At 40.8% G+C, this 26,965-nt stretch carries 23 protein-coding genes; 21 read left to right on the top strand and 2 right to left on the bottom strand.

Annotated features, from left to right (window positions below; translation table 11 throughout):
* The first annotated feature begins 98 nt into the window (after window positions 1-98).
* The 11 genes from glf to E0F88_RS24515 all read left to right on the top strand — a co-directional run bounded on the left by glf (window position 99) and on the right by E0F88_RS24515 (window position 14,556).
* On the top strand, window positions 99-1,202 hold the full coding sequence (glf, locus tag E0F88_RS24565) for a UDP-galactopyranose mutase (protein WP_131960939.1): 1,104 nt from the start codon (window positions 99-101) through the stop codon (window positions 1,200-1,202).
* A gap of 140 nt (window positions 1,203-1,342) precedes the next feature.
* On the top strand, window positions 1,343-3,640 hold the full coding sequence (locus E0F88_RS24560; RefSeq protein WP_131960938.1) for a GumC family protein: 2,298 nt from the start codon (window positions 1,343-1,345) through the stop codon (window positions 3,638-3,640).
* A 37-nt stretch (window positions 3,641-3,677) separates the two neighbouring features.
* The gene (locus E0F88_RS24555) at window positions 3,678-4,679 is read left to right on the top strand and encodes an N-acetylneuraminate synthase family protein (protein ID WP_131960937.1); all 1,002 of its coding nucleotides are present in this window, start codon (window positions 3,678-3,680) and stop codon (window positions 4,677-4,679) included.
* Window positions 4,676-5,848 carry a UDP-N-acetylglucosamine 2-epimerase gene (gene neuC / locus E0F88_RS24550; protein ID WP_131960936.1) on the top strand — a complete coding sequence of 391 codons (1,173 nt, stop codon included), beginning with the start codon at window positions 4,676-4,678 and terminating at the stop codon, window positions 5,846-5,848. Before E0F88_RS24555 ends, neuC begins: the two co-directional genes overlap by 4 nt.
* Window positions 5,824-6,525 carry an acylneuraminate cytidylyltransferase family protein gene (locus E0F88_RS24545; RefSeq protein WP_131960935.1) on the top strand — a complete coding sequence of 234 codons (702 nt, stop codon included), beginning with the start codon at window positions 5,824-5,826 and terminating at the stop codon, window positions 6,523-6,525. The genes neuC and E0F88_RS24545 overlap by 25 nt, the downstream gene beginning before the upstream one ends.
* Window positions 6,518-7,876 carry a CDP-glycerol glycerophosphotransferase family protein gene (locus E0F88_RS24540; RefSeq protein WP_131960934.1) on the top strand — a complete coding sequence of 453 codons (1,359 nt, stop codon included), beginning with the start codon at window positions 6,518-6,520 and terminating at the stop codon, window positions 7,874-7,876. The genes E0F88_RS24545 and E0F88_RS24540 overlap by 8 nt, the downstream gene beginning before the upstream one ends.
* Window positions 7,864-9,270 (top strand): O-antigen ligase family protein, encoded by a 1,407-nt coding sequence (locus tag E0F88_RS24535; RefSeq protein WP_131960933.1) that lies wholly within the window; start codon window positions 7,864-7,866, stop codon window positions 9,268-9,270. Before E0F88_RS24540 ends, E0F88_RS24535 begins: the two co-directional genes overlap by 13 nt.
* Window positions 9,271-9,399: 129 nt before the next feature.
* A complete protein-coding gene (locus E0F88_RS24530) occupies window positions 9,400-10,380 on the top strand; it encodes a glycosyltransferase (RefSeq protein ID WP_131960932.1) in 981 nt (326 codons plus the stop codon).
* A gap of 610 nt (window positions 10,381-10,990) precedes the next feature.
* Window positions 10,991-12,991: a DNA primase gene (gene dnaG / locus E0F88_RS24525; RefSeq protein WP_131960931.1), complete on the top strand. Its 2,001-nt coding sequence runs from the start codon at window positions 10,991-10,993 to the stop codon at window positions 12,989-12,991.
* A complete protein-coding gene (locus E0F88_RS24520; protein ID WP_229213914.1) occupies window positions 12,978-13,967 on the top strand; it encodes a LysR substrate-binding domain-containing protein in 990 nt (329 codons plus the stop codon). The genes dnaG and E0F88_RS24520 overlap by 14 nt, the downstream gene beginning before the upstream one ends.
* Window positions 13,968-14,016: 49 nt before the next feature.
* Window positions 14,017-14,556, top strand: a complete 540-nt coding sequence (locus E0F88_RS24515) for a DUF4136 domain-containing protein (RefSeq protein ID WP_131960930.1) — start codon at window positions 14,017-14,019, stop codon at window positions 14,554-14,556.
* A gap of 61 nt (window positions 14,557-14,617) precedes the next feature.
* Here the strand turns inward: E0F88_RS24515 and E0F88_RS24510 are convergent, their stop codons facing one another.
* On the bottom strand, window positions 14,618-14,920 hold the full coding sequence (locus tag E0F88_RS24510; protein ID WP_131960929.1) for a YtxH domain-containing protein: 303 nt from the start codon (window positions 14,918-14,920) through the stop codon (window positions 14,618-14,620).
* A gap of 61 nt (window positions 14,921-14,981) precedes the next feature.
* Between E0F88_RS24510 and E0F88_RS24505 the strand changes: the two genes are divergently transcribed.
* Window positions 14,982-16,130, top strand: a complete 1,149-nt coding sequence (locus E0F88_RS24505; RefSeq protein ID WP_229213903.1) for a WD40/YVTN/BNR-like repeat-containing protein — start codon at window positions 14,982-14,984, stop codon at window positions 16,128-16,130.
* A 26-nt stretch (window positions 16,131-16,156) separates the two neighbouring features.
* Here the strand turns inward: E0F88_RS24505 and E0F88_RS24500 are convergent, their stop codons facing one another.
* Complete coding sequence (locus E0F88_RS24500) at window positions 16,157-17,164, bottom strand: YpdA family putative bacillithiol disulfide reductase (RefSeq protein ID WP_131960928.1); 1,008 nt, start codon at window positions 17,162-17,164, stop codon at window positions 16,157-16,159.
* A gap of 231 nt (window positions 17,165-17,395) precedes the next feature.
* Between E0F88_RS24500 and E0F88_RS24495 the strand changes: the two genes are divergently transcribed.
* The 9 genes from E0F88_RS24495 (at window position 17,396) to E0F88_RS24455 (ending at window position 26,899) form a co-directional block, all read left to right on the top strand.
* The gene (locus E0F88_RS24495) at window positions 17,396-18,400 is read left to right on the top strand and encodes an aminodeoxychorismate synthase component I (RefSeq protein ID WP_131960927.1); all 1,005 of its coding nucleotides are present in this window, start codon (window positions 17,396-17,398) and stop codon (window positions 18,398-18,400) included.
* Window positions 18,378-18,980: an aminotransferase class IV gene (locus E0F88_RS24490; RefSeq protein WP_131960926.1), complete on the top strand. Its 603-nt coding sequence runs from the start codon at window positions 18,378-18,380 to the stop codon at window positions 18,978-18,980. Before E0F88_RS24495 ends, E0F88_RS24490 begins: the two co-directional genes overlap by 23 nt.
* 56 nt (window positions 18,981-19,036) lie before the next feature.
* Entirely contained in the window at window positions 19,037-19,273 is a 237-nt protein-coding gene (locus E0F88_RS24485; RefSeq protein ID WP_131960925.1) for a hypothetical protein, read from the top strand.
* The gene (locus E0F88_RS34835) at window positions 19,270-19,563 is read left to right on the top strand and encodes a type II toxin-antitoxin system RelE/ParE family toxin (protein WP_131960924.1); all 294 of its coding nucleotides are present in this window, start codon (window positions 19,270-19,272) and stop codon (window positions 19,561-19,563) included. Before E0F88_RS24485 ends, E0F88_RS34835 begins: the two co-directional genes overlap by 4 nt.
* Before the next feature lie 116 nt (window positions 19,564-19,679).
* Window positions 19,680-22,175, top strand: a complete 2,496-nt coding sequence (priA, locus tag E0F88_RS24475; protein ID WP_131960923.1) for a replication restart helicase PriA — start codon at window positions 19,680-19,682, stop codon at window positions 22,173-22,175.
* Window positions 22,176-22,205: 30 nt separating this feature from the next.
* Window positions 22,206-23,645, top strand: coding sequence for a pyruvate kinase (gene pyk, locus E0F88_RS24470; RefSeq protein ID WP_131960922.1), 1,440 nt, complete (start codon window positions 22,206-22,208; stop codon window positions 23,643-23,645).
* Window positions 23,646-23,827: 182 nt separating this feature from the next.
* Entirely contained in the window at window positions 23,828-24,451 is a 624-nt protein-coding gene (locus E0F88_RS24465; protein WP_131960921.1) for a Uma2 family endonuclease, read from the top strand.
* Between the two features lie 151 nt (window positions 24,452-24,602).
* Window positions 24,603-24,977 (top strand): BlaI/MecI/CopY family transcriptional regulator, encoded by a 375-nt coding sequence (locus E0F88_RS24460; RefSeq protein ID WP_131960920.1) that lies wholly within the window; start codon window positions 24,603-24,605, stop codon window positions 24,975-24,977.
* Between the two features lie 14 nt (window positions 24,978-24,991).
* A complete protein-coding gene (locus tag E0F88_RS24455; protein WP_131960919.1) occupies window positions 24,992-26,899 on the top strand; it encodes a M56 family metallopeptidase in 1,908 nt (635 codons plus the stop codon).
* The last annotated feature ends 66 nt before the right edge of the window (window positions 26,900-26,965 follow it).

The raw sequence follows: 26,965 nt of genomic DNA, 5'->3' as shown, positions 1-26,965 counted from the left end.
TCCATAATCGGAGCCTTTCTTATTTTAAAGAAGCATCTTTACGCTCCTGACTTATACTGATATCATCAATTTACATTAACAACCGGAAATTTTATTCAATGAAACAGTACGATTACCTGATAGTGGGAGCTGGCCTTTGGGGCTCAGTGTTTGCTCACGAAGCCAACAAAAGAGGAAAAAAGTGTCTTGTAATTGACCGCCGCACACACACAGGTGGTAATACTTACTGCGAAAATGTAGAGGGAATAAACGTTCACAAATATGGAGCGCATATCTTCCACACAAACGATAAAGAAATCTGGGATTATGTAAATTCATTTGTTGAGTTCAACAGGTACACCAACTCACCGGTCGCAAATTATTACGGAGAACTTTACAATCTCCCGTTTAACATGAATACTTTTTACCAGCTCTGGAAGGTGAAAACACCGGAAGAAGCTCAGGCAAAAATTAAGGAACAGGTAGAAGCCGCCGGAATTAAGGAGCCTAAAAATCTGGAAGAACAGGCTATTTCACTTGTCGGAACCGACATTTACGAAAAGCTGATCAAGGCATACACAGAAAAACAGTGGGGCAGAAAAGCGACTGAACTTCCGGCTTTTATTATCAAACGCCTGCCCGTTCGGTTTACATTCGATAATAATTATTTTAATGACCGTTACCAGGGAATTCCGATTGGCGGTTATAACAAACTTACCGAAGGTTTGCTTGAAGGCATCGAAGTGAGGTTAGGTGTTGACTTTTTTAAAGACCGTGAGGAATTAAGTAATCTTGCAGAAACAATTGTTTATACCGGACAGATTGACGAGTACTTCAATTTCGAACACGGCTTGCTCGAATACCGCAGTCTGCGTTTTGACAACCAATTGCTGGATACGGAGAATTATCAGGGAAATGCGGTGGTTAACTATACAGATGGCGACACCGAATATACCCGTATCATCGAACACAAACATTTTGAGTTTGGTACACAACCAAAAACGGTGATCACCCACGAATATCCGCAGGAATGGACACAGGGATCAGAACCCTACTATCCTGTTAATGATGATAAAAATTCTGAGGTATTCAGCAGATACAAAAAACTTGCTGCTGCCGAAGAAAAGGTTATTTTCGGAGGCCGCTTAGCCGAATATCGTTATTATGATATGCACCAGGTGATCGGATCTGCTTTACATAAAGTGAAAGTTCACTTCGCTTAAATAAAAATCTTCTAAAAACTGCTTTCACGCCAACAGGATGTGAAAGCAGTTTTTTTATGTCCAAAATTTTATTCCTAATTCGACTATTCTGATACCTGACCAGTAATTCGCCGTCTTACGATTTGTCAGACAGTTAAATTATGGCCAGTTATCTGGAAAACATCACTTCAATTGAATCTGGGTCCACCGTAAATCATACGTTGACCCAAACCATCCGGCGGCTTATTTCTCTTTGGCCATGGCTGATTTTATCGCAGATTTTTAGCCTTCTGGCGAGTTTCATCTATCTGCGTTACAGCACACCCCGCTACGAAATAACATCAACGATTCTTGTTAAAGATGACACCAAAGGAACGGACCTTGGAGAGGCTGCCATACTGGAAAACCTGGGACTGGCACCCGGAAAAAGTAATGTGGACAATGAAGTTGAGATTCTAAAAAGCAGAACGCTGATTGAAAGTGTGGTCAGCGATCTTCAGCTTTATATAAGCTACTTTGTCTCGGGAAATATTAAAACCGCTGAAATTTATGACAAATCCCCGGTTATTCTTCACCTGATTGACCCAAAATCAGATCAGATAAAACGGACGGAAGTGACTTACAAGATTACCGTTAAAGCTAATGACCAATTCACTTTAACAGATAAAGTACATACATGGAATCAATCTTTTGGTGATACTTTTTTGCTCCCGACAGGTGAAGCTACTTTGAGGAAAACAATTTATAAACCCGATCCCGAAAATACGTACTCAATCAAAATTTCAGGTTTTGAATCTACGGTATCGGAGTATTCCAGGCGTCTGTCCATATCAGCTACGAACAAACAAGTGAGTATTATCAGCTTGCGCCTCACAGATATACTTCCCCGGAAAGGAGAAGCATTACTCAAAAAACTGACAGAAAATTATCTGAGCACAAGTATTACCGATAAAAACAGGATTGCTGACAGCACCATTGCCTTTATCGATCAGAACCTGCATCTTGTGTCACTGGAACTAAAGGATATTGAAGAAAAAATCGAAAGTTTCCGGAGAAAAAATCATATCACAGACATGGCTGAACAGTCCAGGTTACTACTTGCAAATAGCAGCCTGTACGACAAGGAAAAACTTCAGGTGAACTTAGAACTGGACATGATTTCTTCACTTCAAGCATTTATCAAAAAAAATCCTAATGGCATCATTCCATCTTCTATTGTACTGCAATCATCCGATTTCACCTTACTGACAGATAAATACAATACGGTACAGTTATCACGTGACAAAGCAGGTTATAATTTCACCGGCCAGCATCCTGCCATGCAGAATCTTGATCTTCAGCTAAAAAGAATTCGCGAAGAAATAATTCAGCACATTGAATCAAAACGCAATGAATTGCAAATAAATAAACTTTCACTAGAGAAAAAAGCGGTGACGTTTCAAACCGAAATGGATCATATTCCTTCCAGGCAAAGGACCTTTATTGATCAAACCCGCCAGCAGCAAATAAAACAGGAACTTTATATTTTTCTCCTAAAAAAAAGGATTGAAACTTCCATTTCAAAATCATCAACAATTGCCAGTGGACGAATTATCGACGTTGCCAAGGCCGAAGAAATTCCAGTCTCGCCAAACCGGCAGCTAACTTTTCTTTTAGCCTTACTTTCAGGCCTGGGCATTCCGTTGGCAATTTCAGGTTTACTGGAAATTTTTACTACACGCGTTACAGATAAACAGGAACTTATCAAATTCACCGATGTGCCGCTGATAGCTGAAATTGCACATAAACGTTTACCTGGAGTTCAGGTATTTGAGCAGAAAGGCCGGGATCCGATCAGTGAACAGTTCAGGACGTTTCGTACAAATATTCAATTTTTATCTGCGGCCGAGGATCAAAAGGTTATTCTGATTACATCCGGAATGAGCGGAGAAGGAAAAACTTTTGTAGCCATCAATCTGTGTTCAGCACTTGGGTTGGCAGAAAAGAAAGTGATTTTGCTCGATTTTGATCTTCGCCAGCCAAAAATTGCTTCTTATCTCAACATCACCGGAAAGGGTATTACAGACTTTCTAATATCCACTACAAAAGAAGATAACCTGATCAGGCCTTCGGGTTTGTCCATAGCATTTGATGTGATAACAGCTGGCACCATTCCACCTAATCCGGCAGAGTTGATTCTTTCAGATAAAGTTAAGTCACTCATTTTAAAACTGAAAGAAACTTACGATTACATTATTTTAGATTCTCCGCCAATAGGATTGGTGACCGATGCAAGGCTTTTAAGTCAATATGCCGATATCAGCCTCTACGTGATTCGGCAGAATTTTACTTTCAAACATCAGTTGGAAGATTTAAAAGGTATTTCAAAATCCGGATTATTACCAAAACTTCATCTGGTTCTTAACGACGTTAAACCGGCTCCCGGGAATGGATACAATTATGGTTATGGAAAAGATTAGTACTGAATAAACTATAATACCAAACACAACACTAAAAATGGCAGGAATTTATTTGATAGCCGAAATAGGCCAGGCGCATGAAGGAAGCCTCGGACTGGCACATTCCTACATCGATGCGCTGGCGGGGACCGGCATTAATGCAGTGAAATTTCAGGTTCATATTGCCGAAGCAGAAAGCAGCATTTACGAGCAATTCAGGACTCCATTTTCTTACTTAAATGAAAGCAGAATGGAATACTGGAAGAGAATGGAATTCACCCCTGAACAATGGCAGGAGCTCAAAAAACACTGCGAAGAGAAAAGACTAGAGTTCCTGGCAACGCCGTCTTCTCTTTCAGCAGCCGAACTTCTGAATAATCTAAATGTAAACAAGTTTAAAATCGGCTCAGGTGATGTCAGTAATTTTTTACTTTTAAATTATCTGGCTGGTACCGGCAAAGAGATCATTCTATCATCAGGAATGAGTTCAATCGATGAGCTGGACGAATCCATTGCATTTTTACAGACAAAAACAAAAAAGCTTTCCATTTTACAATGCACCTGCTCCTATCCTGCTGCTCCGGAGCAATGGGGACTAAATTTTATCAAGGAATTTAAAAAACGATATGAAGTCCGCGTCGGATTTTCAGATCATTCGGGCGACATATTTGCTTGTTTGGCAGCTACGTCCCAAGGTGCAGAAATACTCGAATTTCATACTGTTTTTGATCAGAGGATGTTTGGCCCGGATGCTACCTCTTCCATTAATATTGACCAGGTGCCCAATCTGGTAAAAGGTGTCCGACAAATCAAAATTGCCCTGTCTAACCCTGTGACAAAAACCGGTCTTTCCCAAATAGCTCTTAAAGCCCAGTTTGAAAAATCTTTGGCGGTCAACAAAAACCTGAATAAAGGACAAGTAATTTCTATCAATGACCTGGAATCAAAAAAACCGAAAGGGAAAGGAATTTCGCCTCTGTATTTTGAAAAGGTTGTAGGGAAAAGATTAAGTCATGACTTAAAAAAATGGGATTTTGTTAACGAACGTGATCTGTTATGAAAAGAAAAATCTGTGTCGTTATAACAGCCCGCGCAAGTTATAGCAGAATCAAAACCGCATTAAAGGCTATCCAGCAACACCCTGACCTGGAATTACAGCTGGTATTAAGCGGCAGTGCATTACTCGAAAAATATGGATCCGTGGTTAATCATATGCTCAATGACGGTTTCAAAATCACGGCGCGGCTTTCAAATGTTCTGGAGAATGGCGGCCCGGCAGATTCAGTTAAAACGGTTGGCCTGGCGTCCATTGAGTTATCTACGTTGTTTGAGACCATTAAACCCGATATTATAGTTACCATCGCCGACCGCTACGAGACTATGGCAACCGCTGTCGCAGCAGCGTACATGAATATTCCTCTTGCCCATATTCAGGGAGGTGAAATTACCGGAAACATCGATGATAAAGTAAGAAATGCAATAACACAGCTGGCCGATATCCATTTGGTGGCAACGGACACTGCAAAGCAGCGTGTTTTAAAAATGGGCGCTGATGCTGATCATGTGTATAAAGTTGGCTGTCCATCCATTGATATCGCAATGGACATTCTTCATGATTCAACATTGGATTTTGACCCGTTTGAGCAGTACGGCGGCGTGGGTAAAATTTTTGACCCTCAAAAAAAATACATCGTGGTGATGCAACATTCGGTTACAACGGAATATGTGTCAGCCGCTTTTCAGACAGCGGAAACACTTCGTGCCATTGAAAATCTCGGTATAAATACTTTTTGGTTTTGGCCAAATCCCGATGCTGGTACGGAAACAATTGCTAAAACATTAAGGACATACAGGGAGATGAATCCTGATACTAATATTCATTTTTTCAAAAATATGAATCCCCGTCATTTTCTGAAACTACTTAAAAATGCAAACTGTCTGGTTGGGAATTCAAGCGTTGGTTTAAGGGAATGTTCTTTACTAGGTGTGCCGGTAGTCAACATCGGAAGCAGACAGAACGGAAGGGAAAGAGGAAATAATGTTCTGGATGCTGGCTACGATTTCACGTCCATTACAAATGCCGTTCAGATACAAATAAGGCATGGCCATTACGAGCCGAATCCGATTTATGGTACCGGAAATTCCGGCAAAAAAATAGCTTTCGCTCTCGCAAATACTTCTCTGGCTACATCCGATAAACCCGAATGGACAACAAGCCTCGCATCTTAGCCATTATTCCTGCGAGAGCGGGCTCCAAAGGCATTCCGGGTAAAAACTTGCGTCTGCTTGCAGGAAAGCCATTACTGTGCTATACCATTGAATCTGCGCTGGCATCTCGCGAAGTTGATACTATACTGCTATCCACTGATAGCATACACGCAATCGATATTGCTAAAAGTTATCCTGGAATTGAAGTTCCTTTTGTCCGTCCGGATGAATTAGCGCTGGACAATACGCCAACCATTGAAGTAGTTAAACACGCTATCAACTATTATTTGCTAAACAAATGCACTTTTGATTACGTATGCATTCTGCAACCTACCACTCCGTTTCGGCAGGAAGGACTGATTGATAAAACAATAAGAACAATCATCAAAACGAAAGCGGACAGCCTGACTACCGTGCGGCGTGTACCGCCCAAATACAATCCACACTGGACTTTTAAAATGGATAGCGGGCGCATATACGTTTCGACAGGTGATAAACACATCATTACGAGGAGGCAGGATTTACCGGAAGTTTGGTACCGGGACGGGCAGGTTTACATTGCCACCATTGAGCAGATTAAAAAAGATGCACTGCTAGGGGGAAAAATGGTTGGCTTCGAAAACGAAAACGGGCCGGACATAAACATTGATACAATAGAAGATTGGGAACTGGCAGAACAAATCCTGGCAAATGGATAAGATTTCTAAAAAACGTATTTTGCTGCTGATTACCAACGCCTATGCAGCGACAAATTTCATCCATAGCGGTTTGATAAAGCCACTAGCACAGGAATATGAAGTTTATATTCTGTCAGATCTTATAAACAGCAGCGAGCTTGAAAAAATCAATAGCCATTTTGGAATTATAACCTTTAAACTTACTACCCCGGTACCCCTGGAGAGTTGGTATATCAGGCAGTTGCGACGACTGGAAAAAGTTATATTCTTCGCTTTTTTTCAAGTTGATACTCAAAAGATTAAGAATCAGCAAAATTCCTGCCTGTATATTTTTTTTATCAACTCTATACTCAAACTCATTCATTCGCTGGGTCTGAGTAAGACTCTGCTTCAATTTCTTCGTCGGCAAATTATTTCAGTAACTCAAAAAAATAGCACACTGGATGACCTGACGCATTACCAGTTTTCCGGGGTCATTTCTTCTTCTCCACTTGACGTCAGAGAAAATACGATCGTTAACTTTTTAAAACAAAAGAGCATTTCTTCACTGGCAGTAATCATAAGCTGGGACAACCTTACCTCCAAGGGCATTATCAACGCAGATCATGATCATGTGTTTGTCTGGAATGAGTTCATGGCAGCGGAGTACCTACGCTTTTATGCGGTATTCAAGACCGTTCAATCTAAAATTCATATCACCGGTATTCCAAGATTTGACATTTACTTTCAGCCAAATTCGATTGATTCTCTGTGTTTCAGAGAAAAATATCAGATTTTGTCTTCCAACAAAATTATCCTGTTTGCAACCAGTGCCTTCATTCATTCCCCGAACCAGGCTGATATTGTTCAGCACTTAACGGAATATGTCAGTGAAAAGGAAAACCTAACACTTATTATACGCTGCCATGCAGGAGATGATTGTGAAAAATATAAAAAGTTTGAGTCACTTACTTTCATAAGAATATGGCATCCTGAACGCAGCAACATTCCTGATTTGAACGTCTTGCAGGATCTGGCAGAAATGTTAAAAAACTGTGATTTATGCATCCAGGTGGCCTCAACCATCCGGCTCGAAGCAGCGGCCTGTAACAAACCGGTTATCAGCATTGCCTATGATGGAAATGTCGATTTGCCCTTTAAACGTTCAGTAAAACGCCTTTATGCCTATTCCCACCAACTTCCTCTTAATGAGCTCGCAATAGATCATATGGTTTTTAACAAAAAGGAATTGTTTGATTCACTGGATGATAGCCTTAGCCACAGCTCGCTCAAATTTGCTTTGAATAAAGGAAAATTAAGAAGGTTTATTCACCATACATCGCCGGACGCTACGTCTTCTACCATAAAAAGTATACGCAAATGGCTGGGTTAATCATCGACATTACCTGGCGGATTTTGATCTCATTATTGGCCGTGACAATTGTTGGTTTTCTCTTCAGTGACTTGCTTCTTATCGGGGAAAGCAGGTTTCAGACTTTTGTCGTGATTTTCTTTTATTGTTATTGCGCTATTTCCCTTTTCTTTCATTCCGGATACAAACTTTTTCATGTTTTGGCAGTTCCGATACTGACGCAGTTTATTCAGATCCTTCAGAAATATTCATTCCCCGCAGGTGCCAATTCTTTATGGAGATTACTGCCATTTATTATTCTGGACATCTATCTTTTCTATTTCTTATTAAAAAAGGAGAAACAATTATCAATTGACCATAAAACAATTACCCTCTTGTGGATCGTTTTCAATTCCTTTTTTCTCTTTATATCGCCAAACCTGGCTAATATTATCTGGGGAGGCATCCTTCTGTATCTGATTACAATCCCCTTGTTTTTTGTTTATCTGACCATTACGGTTCAGGCTGCTAATTTCAGGCAGGAACTCGAAAAATATCTGTCTTTACTGTATATAATTTTGGGCTTTGGCACCGTCGGATTGGTTTTTGCCGGCGCAGATTACAAAGGGAGCGATAACCTGCTGGCGACAAGAAACATCGCGGACACGAACGTGACGATGGCCTACTTCATTCTGCTTTGGCCGTTTGTGCTTCTACACTCTTCCCGAAATCGATGGAGTTTCCCAGGCAAAGCTGCTGTACTTATTTTGTTTATTATGGTGGTAGCACTTTCGTTTTCACGCGGAGCTGTCCTTCTCGTTATTCCATACATCCTGATCACATCAGTACTTTTTAAGTCGTTCCTGAATTGCAAATGGACATTAGGTATTTTTGTTTTAGGATTTCCGTACCGTTCAAAAGTGGCTTCATTTCTTGAACAGCAAGATCTGCTATATTTCTGGAGGCTGCGTTTTGCGGATATCGGCACAATCGATACAATACTCTCCAAGCTCGAATCGATTAGTGGCAGAGAAGAAATTCACCATATTGCCTACCAGCTATTCCTTCGCAGACCTCTTTTTGGTCATGGAACCGGCAGCTTTGAAATCATGGGACCTGGATATCGGGAAGCGCACTCATTATGGTTCACCATCCTTGCCGAGCAAGGCATTGTCGGTGTGTTGCTCCTGTATGGCTTATTGCTAAATCAGTTTTTTTTACTCGGAGATCTGGCCATCCGGACTGAAAGAAAATTTTCGGTTTTATTGCGTGGTCTCATTTTGTTTTTTCTTTTTAACCACACCGTTGGCAGTACCTTTGTCATTCTTCCCGGTAAAAGTATTACCGTAAACTGCATTGCTCCCATTCTTTTAATATGCCTGTACTTTTACGGTGTTAGTCTGAGAAACGAAATACTGGCTTCTAAGCTCAGTTAATCTCTTGACTTGCAACCAGAAACCGATTGAAAATTTAAGCCCCTGGTTGAATCACTGGCGTTGAATTCACCGAAAATGTTACTATAACTTCTTTTTTGCGTATTTAAATTCCGGAGATAGGCTGTTGTAGTGAAAGCAAAAAATATACTGATAATTGGCAAAATTCCGCCGCCGATTGGTGGTGTAACAGTCCATGTTGCCCGGCTTTTAAATGATCTGAAAAGAAAAAATTTTACGGACTTCTCTTTTTATGATCTTGCAAAAGAACCTTTATGGAAAGTCTTTCCTGAAATGATCCGTTTTCCTCTCATCCATCTTCACACTTCAAATACCTATTTTCAGCTGATCGCTGCCATCTTTTGTTTACTGACAAACAGAAACTTAATCACTACTTACCATGGAAATTGGAGGCGTTTCGGTTTTCTGAGAAATCTGGCTGGAAGTATCTCTGCCACACTTTCATTTGTACCGATAGCTCTGAATCCCGGGAGTCTTCATGAAATGAAAAAATGGAATTCCCGCGCGGTGTTCATTTCTGCTTTCATTCGGCCAGGTACACTCATTCCTTTACCAGAATCAATTTTGGAGAAACTACATGATTATAAAAGAAAATATAAATTACTATTCTGCACAAATGCTACAAATCTGGCATTTGATAGAAACGGCAGGGAGATTTACGGCATTTCAGATTTGGTAACCCGCTTCTCTACTATTCCGGGCGCTGCCCTGGTAGTCTGCGATTCATCAGAAAAGTACATTGACGTTCATCTAAACCACATTCCTGAAAACATACTTTTTTTGAAAGGAGAACACGACTTCTGCAATATTCTATGGATGTCAGATGGTTTTATACGAAATACAACAACGGATGGGGACTCTATTTCTATTCGTGAAGCACTGCATTATGGAGTAACCGTTTTCGCAACAGATTGTGTCACCAGGCCAGCAGGCTGCGTGCTTTTTAAAAATATTGGGGAAACAGATTTTGTTGAGAAACTTCAGATGTGCAGCAGTGAGGAGTTTCCGCCGGCTTATGATTACGAATTATATGATGCTACCGACAAGCTTATCAAATTATACAGACAGTGTCTCAATAACTGTAAAATATAGGTTGGACTAAAAAAAACAAAGGCATAGAAAAACTTCCATGCCCTGTTTCACACTATACACACACTATATTTTTAATTTCTATATATCTTCTTTTAAGAATTCTCAGTTGGTTTTCGATACCGCAAAATAACAAACTAAAGTTATCAGAAAAAAACTTTAAGGCAGGATTTTATGAATTCTAAGCCTTTTGTAATCAATTTTCTTAAAACCTTAACCTACAAAAGAATAAAAGCAGGGAAATTCAATTTAATTCCGCGTCAAAGATAGCAAAACTGAACCTGAATCTTACTTGAGCACAATTAATTCTACTGCACTAAATCTGAATTAGCATTAACAACGGATGCTCTCACCAGTTTTTTAAAATTTAGTTTGGGAAGCAGTCTCAGATATGCATAACGTCATTTTTATCAAAATTGTTGCAGGAAAGTCGGCTCTGCTCCTCTTCCTTATGATTGCTTTCAAAGGTTAAATAGGTAATTTTGTAAATAATCATTCAGCAATCAAAATTTTAACACCCTGTTTTTTGTTGCTGATAAGAGCCTTTCTGGTAGTATTAGGATTCCAACCGAGATACCCAGAGGCGAATAATTTACTTTTTAAGATTTAATAAATGCGCATCAATCCCGAAACGGTCGACCGGATCAAACAAACTGCGGACATAGTCGAGGTGGTTGGGGATTTTGTGTCTTTGAAAAAAAAGGGAGCAAACTATTCAGCTTGCTGTCCTTTTCATAATGAGAAAACGCCTTCTTTCAATGTTAACCCGGTCAGGCAGATATATAAATGTTTTGGCTGCGGTGCTGCCGGAGATTCCATCAAGTTTGTGATGGATGTAGATGGGATTGGCTATGGGGAAGCCTTACGTTACCTGGCCGATAAATATGGCATTGAAATAGAGGAAGAAGAGGTTACCAATGAAGAGGCCGCCAGGCAAAATGCTCGTGAAAGCCTTTACATCGTGCTAAATTATGCTAAAAACTTTTATCAGCAGCAACTACACCAGAGTGAAGAAGGGCATGCTGTTGGACTTAGTTATTTTAAGGAAAGAGGTTTTAGTAATGAAATTTTAAAAAAATTCGAGCTCGGTTACAGTCTGGATAACTGGGATGCTTTTTCAAAAGAAGCGTTGAAAAAAGGCTATTCTGCCGAAGTTCTGGAAAAGGCTGGTTTGCTCATTCACAAAGAGGGTGGCAAAACAGCCGGATATGACCGGTTCCGGGGAAGGGTTATTTTCCCAATCCATAATGTTGCAGGAAAGGTAATTGCCTTTGGTGCCCGGATTCTGAAAACGGACAAAAACCAGCCCAAATATCTTAATTCGCCCGAAACGGAAGTGTATCACAAAAGTGATATTCTGTACGGTATTTATCAGGCAAAAAATGCAATCCGCCAGCAGGAACATTGTTATCTGGTTGAAGGCTATACCGATGTAGTTTCGCTGCATCAGGCCGGAATAGAAAACGTGGTTGCTTCTTCGGGAACTTCGCTCACCACCGAACAAATCAGGCTGATCGGAAGGTTTACGCCCAACATTACAATCCTTTATGATGGTGACGTAGCGGGAATAAAAGCAGCTTTGCGTGGACTGGACCTTGTACTGGAAGAAGGCCTTAATGTAAGTGTCGTGCTCTTTCCCGACGGTGATGATCCGGACAGTTATGTTCGTAAAGTAGGCGCCGAGGCTTTTAAGGAACATTTACGCAAAGCAGCAAAGGACTTTATCACGTTCAAAACCGAAATCCTTTTACAGGATGCAGGAAACGATCCGTTCAGGCTTGCTGCCGTGATTGGTGAAGTGGTAAACAGCATCATCAAAATTCCGGATGCAATAAAGCGGCAGGTTTTCTTTCATCGAACTTCTGAGATGATGAAGGTAGATGAGCAAATGCTCATTACTGAGGGGAACAAATTACTCCGCAAACAGCAAACACAGAAACCGCAGGAAAGAAGCAACAGACAACCCGGGTCTATTCCGAATGGCCCCTCAGATATAGGTTCGTCAGGAAATACACAAATAGCTAACGACGATTTTGCTGACGGCCCGCCACCGGGACTGTTTGAGCCGGCTGAAGAACCTGAAACGGCACTTCAGCATACCAAACTTTATTATCAGGAAGAGGCTTTTATAAAGTTGCTGGTTTTGTATGGATCGCGCGAACTTGAACCCGGGATAACGGTATGCCAATACGTTTTAGGAGAAATTCATGGCATTGATTTTAAAGACGCTATATTCGGCCATTTGCTAACTCTGTTTCGTGAACACTTTGGCCGTAACAGTGTGCTGGTTACGGACTATTTTCTTAATCATCACGAATCGGAAATACGCAACCTGACGATTAGCTGGCTTACACCCAAATACGAACTTAGTGAGCTATGGTCGGAGAAATTTGAGATTTATGTTCCTTTTGAAACAGATGTGTTGGACAAAACCGCTTTTATTAATATCCTGCGCCTCAAAAAAGCTTTTATTGAGGAAAAAATGAAGATCTGCCAGCAGCAGCAAATTCTTGCCAAAACGGAACAGGAAGAAATTGATGTGATGAAGGAATATATATTCTACAAAAGCATCAGCATGGCGGCAGCCAAAGAACTTGGAAGTGTCATTGGGTAAGGACGATTTTCCTGATATGCCTAAGTCAAACACGCCGTCTATCCTCTTTTTAACAAAAAAACTCAAAACTTCTTACACAATTCCAATGCTCGATTTCCGGCTTAAAGTTTTTCATACCGTTGCGCAAACGCTGAACTTTAACAGAGCTGCGGAGCAACTGAATATAAGCCAGCCGGCCGTTACCAAACATATCAAAGAGCTTGAACAGCTTTATCATACAACATTTTTTGATCGCAGCAGAAAACAAATCGTTCTAACCAAACCCGGTGAAATTCTTCTTCAGCACGCACATTTGATCTTTGAACAATATCAGAAACTGGAATTTGACCTCAATCTGCTTCAAAATAAAACCGATGGTATATTACACATCGGAGCAAGCACTACCATAGCGCAATATGTTATTCCGGCTTATCTGGCTTATTTCCATGAACGCTTTCCTGAAATTAAAATAGAGCTTACAAATGGAAATTCTCTTGTAATTGAAAATCTTTTAGAAGAAAAAAGAATTGACCTCGGTTTGGTTGAAGGTGCTGTACATCATATGGACCTAAAATATGTTCCGTTTTTAAAAGATGAAATTGTTCTGGTAACCCGTTCTAAAAATAATACGTTTAAAAAGAGAACGATTGAGAGTAGCGAACTTTCCCGGCTTCCGCTGCTTACCAGGGAGGCGGGCTCGGGAACGACGGAAATCATTGAAGATCATCTGCCTGCTATTGGACTAACGAATCGTGATCTGAACATTCATATGCAGCTTGGCAGTACTGAAAGCATAAAAAATTATCTTGCATGCTCCGACACGTTTGCGTTTTTATCCATTTACAGCGTAAAACAGGAGTTGGCCGATGATCGCCTAACTATTGTAGAAGTTGATGGTTTAAATATCGGACGGACATTTTCGTTTGTATACAGGCAGGGTCAACCCTCCCCTCTTTCAAAGCTGTTCATGAAGTTTACTTCGATAAAAAGATTGTAAAGAATAGTTATTGACTGAACTTGCTGTTGTCACTTAACGATCAGGACGTATGAAAACTAAAATTTTGATATTATTTGCCTTAGGATGCCTGTTTCTAAGTTGCAGTTCTTCCTACAAAACTTTAAAATCTGAACAAGAAGAGAATTTTCGACTGTCGGACTATTCGACTTTTGGCTTTTACGATATTGAAGCTCAGGGGGATACCAATTCGAAAAACTTTGAAAAGAATATTGGTTTAATCAAACAGGCTATTGCTTTGAATCTTCGGCAAAAGGGTTTGAACGAAGCACAGGATCCCGAAATTCGGATAAATATTGCTATACTGGTTAAAGAAGAAGAACAAACCCGCCAAACGGATTTCCGGACAGATGGTCTGCCACGTTACATGGGCCAGCGCAGGTACTCCTGGAAAAGTGAAGAGGTTGTTGTTGGAACTTACCGCGAAGGAACCATGCTGATCGATTTTGTTGATGCAGCAAGTAATAAAATGGTTTGGAAGGGCGGAAGTAAAGGTGTGCTTTCCCAATCGGGAAAAGATTTTTCTGAAAAAATCAATCAGGCTGTCAGCGAAATATTTGCCAAAATTTAGGCAATGAAAAAGGCTGAAACCTTACGGATTCAGCCTTTTTACCATATATTTTGAGAAAATATTAAGCATTGTTGTTAACAACACTGCGAACTCTTTCATTCACTGTATCAGCAACAGAACCTGCCTTATCTTTCGCACTATTTACATTTTTCAAAAACCCTTCCTTTAATTTATCTGCGATAACTGATAATTCTTCAAGGCTTTTCTCATATTTATCTTTAGCGGTTCCACCCAGATCATTTGCCTTATGCTTGATCAGCTTACGAGATTCCTTACCACTTTTAGGAGCAACCAGCAGCCCAATAGCTATACCTGTTATCAATGCTCCTATCGATCCTATCAGAAATTTTTGGTTCTTGTTCATATCAATTAACTTAATTTTGCGTGATGATTAATAACTTGCTGCCAAAACTAACACAATTACCGTGCCAAATCAATCCAGATTAGTTGCTTATAACCAGATCAGACTACTTTTTTTTGTCTTTTGTCTACTTACAACCGGACTTTCCGCCCCTGTTTTGGCACAGTGGAAGGTTCTTGACATAAAAACCGGCGTACACATGCGGGCAGTACATGCTGTTTCATCTAATATTTGCTGGATTGGCGGCACTTCCGGTACCGTTTTTAAAACATCAAATGCTGGTAAATCGTGGACAAAAGTTAAAATTCCGCAGGGCGATTCGCTGGACATTCGTGACATCCATGCTTTTGATAAAAATACCGCAGTTGCCATGAGTTCAGGCGAGGGAGAGAAGGGTAAAGCAAGGATTTACAGGACAGACGACGGTGGAGAAAATTGGAATCTTGTGTACCAAACTACTCAGAATGGGGCTTTTCTGGATGGAATCGACTTTTGGGATAAAAACAAAGGAATTTGTCTGGGTGACCCTATTGACGGAAAACAGTTTGTTGTAACAACCGAAGACAATGGCAAATCCTGGCAGGAGTTGCCGTTTGACAACAGACCGGCTGCGCTGCCTGGAGAAGCTTGTTTTGCAGCCAGCGGAACCTCAATTTTAGCAATGGGAAAAGGGAATGTGTTTATTGGAACAGGCGGTGCAAAAAAAGCACGGGTGTTTCGTTCCGAAGACTATGGCAGATCGTGGCAGGTTTCCGAAACACCAATGCCGGCAGGCATTACAAGCGGTATTTTCGGACTTCGTTTCTGGTCTGCAAAAAATGGAATTGCTGTAGGTGGTGATTACAAACGTACAACCGACTCAACGATCAATGTGTTGACTACAACAGACGGCGGAGTTAGCTGGAAACTGGAAAGCATGACAAAACCGACCGGTCTGAAAGAATGCGTAGCGATCTATCACAAGGCAAATGCAACCTGGAACGGCGATACGCAAATCCGTGCAGACAATTATGCATTGGTAGCAACCGGCCCGTCAGGAAGTAGTTATTCAGTTGACAAGGGTAAATCCTGGAGTGTGCTCGGGACAGAACCATTTCATTCCGTGGGTTTTGCAGGAAATGTTGGTTATGCCGTTGGCGGAAAAGGATTGATTGGTAAAATTGACAAGGTATCGACGAAGAAAAAAAGAAAGAAACTGAGGTTTGTAGATTAGGATTTCGATCAATCCTACCCATGTCCTTAAATCCTGTCAATCAGCTCCTTTACTTTCCTAACATCACGGCCATTGATGTGATCTGCGATGGCAGCAGCATGATCGCGGCCATTTTCAATAAAGATTTTTTCGGTAAAAACGCCAGCCATTACGGTTCCGCATAAATAGAGTCCGGGAATGTTGGTTTCGAAGGTTTCCGGATCAAAAGTCGGGACTTTTGTAAGCGGATCGAGCACAATTCCGCAGCGGAAAAGCAGATGTTCATCAGGCAGGTAACCAACCAGCAGAAATACAAAATCTGCCGGTATCCACTCCGTTTCCCCGGTTTCGATGTTTTCAATCAACATCCGGCCAGGTTCTATTTCCTTGGTAATGCTGTTAAACCGTGTATGGATTTTACCTTCTTTCACACGGTTTTTTACATCCGGCACCAGCCAGTATTTTACTTTGGTACGAAAATCTGCCTCTTTGTGAACAATCGTTACATGAGCATCATGGCGGTACAATTCCAGCGCGGCTTCAACAGAAGAGTTCGAGCCGCCAACCAGCACCACATTTGTATAAGAATATTTGAAAGGTTCGTCGTAATAATGTGAAACATGAGGCAGGTTTTCACCCGGTACATTCAACATCCGGGGTACATCAAAATAGCCGGTTGCAAGCACTACTTTTTTTGACTGAAAAACTTGTCCGTCGTTACTGTAAACCAGAAAAGTACCATCCGGCTGCTTTTCGGTACGGTCCACATCCACGAAGAGTTTGAATTTTAAATCAAAATATCCTGCAACCTTGCGGTAATACTGTAACGCTTCGTTACGATTCGCTTTTACCTCGGAAATCGCAAAAGGGAGTCCGCCAATTTCTATATTCTCAGCAGTGGAGAAAAAACGCATTCTTCTCGGATAACGGCGAATGGACTCCGTCAGGTTTCCCTTTTCCAGGATCAGATAATCCAGCCCGCTTTTCGCAAGCTCAATCCCCATTGCCAGGCCACAGGGACCTCCCCCGATAACGATTACGTCGTGAATATGCATTGATTTGACAGCTTTAAATTAATATCTTAACGGAAAGTGTTTCGCTAGCCACCTCTTACACGGCTGCCCCCGTCAATCCCAATTCTTAATTCTTAATTCTTAATTCTTAATTCTTAATTCTTAACTGTTAACTACACCTTCCCTAACTCCATATTTTAGATATTGGTTTCTGAACTTTGTAAATTAGCGGGCTGTTAGAACTGTTTCCATGAATATTACAAATTCAATCCATTGACTGACCCAATCGGAACATTTACAAGGAATCTGAACGAATGGGGTAAGAATAAAATCCCGTTTGTATTTCTTGTTGACTATCAGGGTAACAAACCGGTAGCGTGGCAGTTGGAGGAAATCGATCCCGAAAAAGTAAGATTTAACCTGAATGGCTTTCATAACGATCCTCTTGCAGAAAAAACCGATCTGACAGTTCCGTTTTCTTTTAAAAAGAAGCCTGTTCCGTTTGAAAAATATGAGGCTGCGTTTAATCAGGTGGTTGAAAATCTGAGAGCCGGGAATTCATTTCTGGTGAATCTTTCAGTACCGACTCCGGTTAAAACCAATCTGAGTTTATTGGATATTTACAAAAAAAGCGAAGCACCTTACCGTTTCTGGATGAAGAATCAGTTCGTTTGTTTTTCGCCGGAAATATTTGTCAGAATAAATGGAAATAAGATTTCATCCTTTCCGATGAAGGGAACCATCGACGCATCTGTTTATGATGCTGAAAATGTAATTTTATCAGATCCGAAAGAAGCCGCTGAACATGCCACAATCGTCGATTTGATCCGAAATGACATAAGCATGGTAGCCAGACAGGTTTGGGTTGAAAAATATCGTTACATCGACCGCATCGTTACCAATGATAAAACACTTTTGCAGGTAAGTTCAGAAATCGCGGGAATTTTACCGGAAGATTTTAACGGGAAATTTGGCGATTTACTTTTGAAATTGTTGCCAGCCGGTTCGATCACAGGTGCGCCTAAACCAAGTACTTTAAAAATAATCCGTGAAGCCGAGGGATATGAACGAGGATATTACACCGGCGTGATGGGTTACTTTGATGGTGAAAACTTTGAAAGTGCTGTGATGATCCGTTACATTGAAAACCAGAATGGTAATCTCGTGTTTAAGAGCGGAGGAGGAATTACGGCGCTCAGCAATGCGCGTGATGAATATCAGGAAATAATAGACAAAGTGTATCTTCCCTTCAGCCATGTCCCACACATTATGCATTGAAACAATTGCGGTTGAAAACCGGCAATTAAAAAATATCGAATACCACCAGGCTCGTTTGATCAAAACCCGCAGGGAATTATGGGGCTACGAAGATGACTGGAATCTAAGCGAACTAATCCAGATTCCAGATTCAGTTGATGATAAGCTTTTTAAGTGCAGACTTTCTTACGGCAAAGTGGTAGACAATATCAAATGGGAAATTTATACACCCAGAAAAATCAGTAAAATACAAAAGGTTTATCACGATGAGGTTGATTATGCCTATAAGTACGACCAACGGCCGGAGCTGGACACACTTTATGCCCAGCGTAAAGATGCCGGCGAAATTCTGATAATCAGGAAAGGAATGGTAACAGATGCTTATTATTGTAACGTAGCTTTTTTTGACGGGAGTAATTGGTTCACGCCAGATACTTATTTGCTACCCGGAACGCAGCGGGCTTTTTTATTGGATTCCGGAACGATTAAAGAGACAAAAATTGCAGAGCAGGATATTTCTTCGTACAGCCATATCAGATTATTTAACGCGATGGTAGGCTGGGTGAAGGCGCCTATGCTTCCTGTTGGAATGGTGAATTGAAGTTAGTAACTTTGATCTGACTAGTATTTATAGAAACACGGACCAACTTTAGGCAAATGAGCATTCTAGTTAATACCATAAGCGAACAGGAAGAAAAAGTTCTTATTGCATTTTTGGATAGTCTGGCTATTCAGTATAAAAAAGATGTTGAAGAAAGCCAGTTGGTCAAAGATTTTGTTAAAAGCTATAATGACGACCTGGATAAAGCAAACACCGAAATAGAAGCAGGAAATTTTGTAAATCAGGAAGATGTAGAACTTTTATTTCAGAATAGACGAAAACCGATTAAGTGAGTATTAAATGGAATAAAATTGCAATAAAGCAACTGCTCAACATTATTCAGTTTATTGAGGAAAATGATTTTGACAACTATTCTGAATTATTAGAAAATGACATACTAAAAAAGATCAAAGACTTGCCAGCTACTCACTCACATCAATCTCCGGACCGTTTCAAAACCAATAATGATGGATCTTACCGCGCATTTGAAATTGATCGTTACCGCATTTCTTTCAGGGTCTTACTAAACGAAATCAGAATCTTGCAGATTCGTCATACCAGTAGACTTCCACGGCAATTTTAGAATTGACCTGGCCAATACATTAAGTAATAAATATTCATTTTCTTTAATTCCGAATGACATAAAACTGACTTTTCATCAGTTATTTATTCATTCTATATTAACTAAGTACTCCATCAATGACCTCCCTTTTTGAGGAAGAAACTACATTATTCGCAGATCTGATCCTGCCGGTACCTATTCCGTCACTTTTTACGTACAGAGTACCCAGGGAAATGAGTGACCTGATTAAAGTCGGGGCTCGTGTGATTGTACAATTTGGACAAAAACGCGTGCTGACTGCCGCTGTGGCCCGTTTGCATACAACGCCTCCGGTAAAATACCAGGCAAAATATATACTTGAACTACTTGATGAACAGCCCATCATCACTACCAGGCAGCTCGAACTTTTCAACTGGATTGCAGAATACTATCTTTGCAATATCGGTGAAGTACTGAATGTGGCGCTACCCGCAGGACTGAAAATCACAAGCCAGTCCCGTATCCAGTTTAACCCTGAATTTGACTATTACGATTTGCTTACCGATCTGGAACAGGTTGTGGTAGATGAGATCAAAAAACATCAGACGCTTTCCTATGAAGAAATCGAGAGGCTTGTTCAAAAGTCAAATATTACGGCACTCATCAAATCCCTGGTGGGTAAAAGGGCTGTTATTTTATTTGAAGAAGTAAAAGAAAAATACAAACCAAAAGTTGCTAAAAAAGTAAGACTAACCACTGCTTATCTGACCAATGATTCACTGGTAAAACTTACCTCTTCACTGGATAAAGTTCCTAAACAACAGGAGATCATTCTGCGATACCTGAGCCATATTCCCGTTTATAACAATCCTGACTTAAACCTGAAAGGACTTGATAAATCTGTCTTTTCACAGGACGACGGACTTTCTGATTCAGCGTTGCAGACCTTGATCAAAAAAGGGGTCTTTGAACAATTTGAAATTTTCATCTCCCGCTTTGACGATATTCCGGTTAGCAAACAAGCAGAAATAGTTCTTACCGAGTCGCAAACCAAAGCTTCCAGGCAAATACACGATCTTTTTGCTGAAAAAGAAGTGGTATTGCTCCATGGAATCACCGGCAGCGGAAAAACGGAAGTATATATTGAGCTGATCAAACAGGTTTTAGAAAACGGTTCGCAGGTACTTTTCCTGCTTCCGGAAATAGCCCTGACAACCCAAATCGTTGTTCGTTTACGAAAAGTATTCGGCGACGTAATGGGTATTTATCATTCCAAATTCTCAGATAACGAACGAGTGGAGGTCTGGAAAGGAATTCTGGACGGCAAATTTCAGTTCGTTGTCGGTGTCCGTTCGTCTGTATTTCTGCCTTTTAACAATCTTGGCTTGATCATCGTCGATGAAGAACATGAGACTTCATATAAACAACATGACCCCGCTCCTCGATACAATGCCCGCGATGCGGCTGTGATGATGGCATATATGCATAAAGGAAAGGTTCTTTTGGGATCTGCTACACCATCTTTGGAAAGTTACTTTCATGCACAAAACGGAAGGTATGGTCTGGTTGAAATGAGAGAACGTTTCGGAAATGCAGCCCTTCCCACTTTTGAACTTATTGATACGAAAAAGGAGAAAAAGTCTAAAAAGATGAAAAATGAATTTTCGTCGGTTTTGCTTGAACACCTTGAATATAATTTAAAAAACAAAGAACAAACCATCCTTTTCCAAAACCGGCGCGGTTATTCGCCTTACCTGCAATGCGAGGAATGTAACTGGATTTCGGAATGCACCAACTGCGATGTGAGCCTTACCTACCACATGAAGGTTGGAGAACTTCGCTGCCATTATTGCGGGCACAAAGAGGAAGTGCCAAGAACCTGCCCCAACTGTGGCTCACCCAAAGTAAAAACAATGGGTTACGGCACAGAAAAAATTGAAGATGAGCTGCACATCATGTTCCCGGAAGCCCGTGTACAGCGTATGGACCTCGATACAACACGCGCAAAAAACGCCTATCAGCAAATCATCCAGGAATTTGAAGATGGCGGAATCGACATTCTGGTTGGAACACAGATGGTAAGCAAAGGATTAGACTTTGACAATGTGAGTGTTGTGGGCATATTTGATGCGGATCGGATTATTCACTTCCCTGAATTCAGGGCGTCGGAACGTGCTTTTCAAATGCTTACGCAGGTGAGCGGAAGAGCAGGAAGGAGAGCAAACCGTCCCGGAAAAGTATTGATCCAGACGGCCAATCCTGGCCAGAAACTTTTGGAACGCGTTGTAACTGGAGATTATATTGGTATGTATCAGGCTGAGCTGCCGGAGCGTGAAAAATTTAACTATCCGCCCTATACGCGTCTGATAAAAATTACGGTTAAACACCTGGATGCAACAGTCTCAAAACGGGCAGCAGTGATATTAGCTGAAAAATTAACCCAAAATTTAGGGTCAAGCCGGGTACTTGGCCCGCAGCCTCCGCTGGTCGAAAGAGTGCGAAATCAGTTTTTGTTCGACATTCTCATTAAACTTGAGCGAGAAAAGATTAATTTTAAGGCGGCAAAGTCGTTTATACAAGAAAAAGTGATCGACGTGCTTACCGATAAAACATTGAAAAGTATCCATATCGTCATTGACGTGGATTGTGTATAAGTAAATTCATTCCATACTGCAAATTAATCTATGTCTTCCAAGAAAACTAAAATCGTTGCTACCGTAGGCCCGACTTCTGAAACGAAAGAAATGCTTCACGCATTGGCCAAAGCCGGAGTTAACGTATTTCGCCTCAATTTCTCTCATGGCACGCATGCCGATCATTTGGCCAGACTTACTACAATTCGTGAAATAAATGAAGAGTTCGGGTACAATCTTGCGATCCTTCAGGATTTGCAGGGCCCAAAAATCCGTATTGGTTTGGTTGCTGAAAAAGATGGAGTATTGATCGAAGCAGGCAAAAAATTAATATTATCAAATACCGAAGTTTTAGGTACCGCTGAAAAAGTGAGTACGCCTTACGACGGAATGTATAACGATGTTAAAATAGGTGACCGTATCCTGATGGATGACGGAAAACTTGAAGTACTGGTTACCGGAATGGACGGAACCGATGTAATAACAGAAGTAATTTACGGGGGTTACCTGAAATCGAAAAAAGGTGTTAACCTGCCAAATACGCGTGTTTCAATGCCTTCTGTTACTGCAAAAGATTATGAAGATCTGGATTTCGGTCTTGAACACAACGTGGAATGGGTTGCACTTTCATTTGTACGTACTGCTTCGGAAGTACTGAAAGTAAAGGAATACATTCAGAATAAAGGTAAAACGGCTCGTTTGATCGCTAAAATCGAAAAGCCTGAAGCAATCGTCAATATCGACGAAATCATTGAAGCGTCTGACGCAATCATGGTTGCGCGTGGTGACCTGGGTGTTGAGCTTCCTGCCGAAGAAGTACCGATGATTCAGAAAATGATCGTTGAAAAATGTAACAAGGCAGGTAAACCGGTAATTGTTGCTACCCAAATGTTGGAAAGCATGATCGAAAGCCCGCGTGCTACTCGTGCGGAATTGAGTGACGTTGCCAACTCAGTTTTGGACGGAGCGGATGCGGTAATGTTAAGTGCAGAAACAGCTTCGGGTAAATATCCGGTTTTGGCGGTTGAAAGCATGACGCGTACAATCGAAAAGATCGAATCATCAACAGACAGCGTTTATTTCAAATACCACGCATTTGTAAACGAAAGCCCTGGTGCTGACAAGTTAAATGATAACGTAGTGATGAGTGCCTGCCGTTTGGCCCGTGATACACATGCTGCGGCTATTATCGGAATCACACGGTCAGGATATACTTCTTTCCGTTTGTCTCATCACCGCCCGAAAGCTGGTTTGCTGATCTTTACTTCCAACAAGGTTTTGATGAACCAGCTGGCGCTTTACTGGGGAACCAAAGTATTTTTCTACGACCGCGACCAGGGTGTGACAACCGACGATCTGATCGAAGACATTAAATTGTTTTTGGTAGAAAAAGGAGAATTGCAAAAAGGAGATGTATTTATCAATACGCTTAGCATGCCGGTTTCGAAACAGCGCAAGACGAATACAGTTAAGCTGAGTATTGTAGAATAAAAAGTCTTAAAGGATATAGTTCGAGCCAGCGGAAAATTATTCCGCTGGCTTTATTCGTAAAAAAGACTTTCACGCAAAGTATTTAAGAAAGCAGATGGCGCAAGGTATTTTTACTTTTTACCATCCTTAAATTTGTGTGAATTATCATTATATTTGAATATCAGCAAAACAAAATGAGTCCCATGATAGCTTCACCAGGTCCGCGCAAGGTTTTGCCAAAAATCACTGCAAAGAGCATACCCAGCGTTTTGATCCATGAAATAATTGACGGAAAACCTTTGTATCGCAAAGGCTACCGGGAAGTATTGGCCAAAACAAAAAAGATCGAAGATATTATGGGTTCCAGTTCTTTGCAGGCGTTTCTTATCACTTATCTGACAATTTGGATTGGAAGACAAATTGACGATGATAAATATTTTATTCTGACAAACGAGGCAGGACTTCATATTGACAACGGAAATAATTTGGCAGGTGACTTGCTGATATTTGATAACCGTACACTCACAATTGACAAGATTAATAAACATTATGCCGATGTACCTCCAAAAATTTCGATCGAAGTTGATATAGATATTGCTTTAGACGAATGGACAGAACACAGTTACATGTCACTTAAAACAAAAAAACTTCTTGACTTTGGTGTACAAAAAGTAATCTGGTTTTTGACAGCATCAAAAAAGGTAATGATTGCTGTGCCTCAGGGAGATTGGCAATTACGAGACTGGGATAAGGATGTCGAAATCCTGGACGGAATTATTTGCAATGTTGGCAATTATCTGAAAGAAAAGGGGTCTGAATTTGCCTGATTAGGTAAACAGCATTGACACTAAACGATGAAGTCATCTCTTTATCGTTTTTTATTTTTTTGTATTAACTAATAAAATAGTTGTAAAACTAATAAAATAGTCTTAACTTTGAATATCCTATTTAAACTCCTGTAAATACAACATATAAAGTATGGAAATCCGAACATTAACACGCGCAGAAGAAGAGATCATGCGCATATTGTGGCAGCTGAAAAAAGCCTTTGTAAAAGATATACTGGCCGAAATGCCAGAGCCAAAACCTGCCTACAACACCGTATCAACCATTATCCGCATTTTGGAGAAAAAGGAAGTGGTGGGATATAATGCTTATGGAAAAACGCACGAATACTATCCGCTGATCACTGAGGAAGAATACAAACGTTTTGAAATGCAGCAGCTGATGGTTAACTATTTTGACAATTCTCTTCCGAATCTGGTTTCGTTTTTTGTAAAGGAAAACGACCTGAAAACGAAGGATCTGGATGAAATCATGAAGCTGATCAACCAACATAAAAACGAACAATAAGACTTCTGTTAGCCATGGAAACACTCATTTATATAGGAAAAGTCAGTCTGTACTGGATGCTGTTTTATGTATGTTACCGGTTGCTCCTTCGCCAGCAAACCTTTTTCGTATGGAACCGTTTCTATCTGATCAGTTCACTTATCATTTCATTTGCCCTCCCCTTTGTTATTTATCCGGAGGCTGCACCGGAGATTCCGGTTATGTACGAAGTAAGTGCTGCGGCCTTCTCAGCCAACTACGTAAGACCGGAACAGGAATCTGTTTTTACCTGGACCAACGCACTTATTCTCTTCTATCTGCTGGCTATTTTACGCAGGTTTTATCAAATGTATGGCAATATCCGTCAGCTTAACGGTTTCATTCGTGAGGGGGAACTGGTTGAACTGGAAGATTGTAAAGTAGTACTGATTAACTCAAATGATGTCGGTTCATTCTCATTTCTGAAATGGATTGTAGTAAACCGCAGCGATTACGAAAATCATTTCGACGCCATATTACGACATGAGATGGTCCATACTTCCCAGGGACACAGTTTTGATATTCTGTTGGTTGAAATTTTAAGAATTATTTTCTGGTTCAATCCTGTTTTGCTTTGGTACAAAAATTCGTTGCAGGAAGTACACGAATACCTGGCTGATGAATCTGCGCCCAATCGTGAACATTATGCTAATTTTTTGGTTTCCTATGCACTAAATGCACCTATCGCGGCACTTACTAATCATTTTTTCAAACCTTCTCAGATCAAAAATCGTATTCAGATGATTTATAAAAGCCGTTCTTCAAAATGGCTGCGATCATCTTATATCCTCACTTTTGGTTTCATAGGCATGGTAGCATTGCTTATTGCCGGGTGCGAAAAGATTAAAAAGAATTTCTCTGACGACACCGCCGCCCAGGAAATGGATTCTACCAAAACGATTGAGGTAGAGGGATGGGTTGTGAACTCAGCCGACAAACGGGCAATACCCGGAGTAAATATAGTGGTTGAAGGCATGCAGCTTGGTACCACAACTGACAACGACGGCAAATTCGCAATTAACGCCCCTTCTTACAGCACATTGATTGTTTCATTTCCGGGATTCACAACACAGCTGAGGCCGATAAATGGCATATCCGGCCATGGGATTGCCTTGTCTGCAGGCGAAAGTTCTGACCATGAGACTATACATGCAACACCGGAAGGATTACAACCGGTAGATCAAGGAAAAGTAGAGATACAAACTTTGGAAGCTCCTGTCGAAACCAAAGTTTTTACCGTAGTTGAAAAACAACCAACTTTTCCGGGTGGTGCAAAAGCTATGTATCATTTTTTGGAAGAAAACATACGATACCCTTCGGCAGCTGCCAGAGCCGAAGTGAGTGGAAGAGTGTTCCTTTCATTCATTATTACGGCACAGGGAAATATCCAGAATGTCCAGGTTTTAAAAGGAATTGGATTTGGATGTGATGAGGAGGCGATACGTGTGGTATCATCCTTTCCCAAATGGCGTCCGGGCTCACAGGATGGCAAACCGGTTGCCGTCAAATATAATCTTCCTATTAATTTTCAGATTCAAAATAGCAAACATGCAGGTGAGCCAAATGGCCAATCCAAAAAACTGGTTACGATAAAAGCCTCAGACAACCAAAACGCTGCAAAAGAATATGTACCGAAGGCGAACGATACGCTGTTATTCAGTCAAACATCTCCGCCTCTCAGAATTATAGGAAGAAAAAGTGATGGTGCGCCCTGGGATCAGCCGCTTGTTGTAGTAGATGGCGAGATCAGTAAAGACCAGAATGCTCTAAATCGTATTAGCCCAAATTCCATTGAGTCAATTTCGGTGCTTAAAGATCAGTCAGCGATCACAATGTATGGCTCACGGGGTAAAAACGGGGTGATATCAATCACGACAAAGAAAAACAATCCGGTTTCCAAATAAAATATTGATAAAAGAAGTCAACACTTTGTGTTACAGGCTGTAAAAGACGGGTATTATTTCAATTGA

The organism is Dyadobacter psychrotolerans, from assembly GCF_004349265.1.
Classification (GTDB): domain Bacteria; phylum Bacteroidota; class Bacteroidia; order Cytophagales; family Spirosomataceae; genus Dyadobacter; species Dyadobacter psychrotolerans.
The sequence above is the reverse complement of the archived record's forward strand: the minus strand, read 5'-3'. Positions and strand labels throughout refer to the sequence as shown.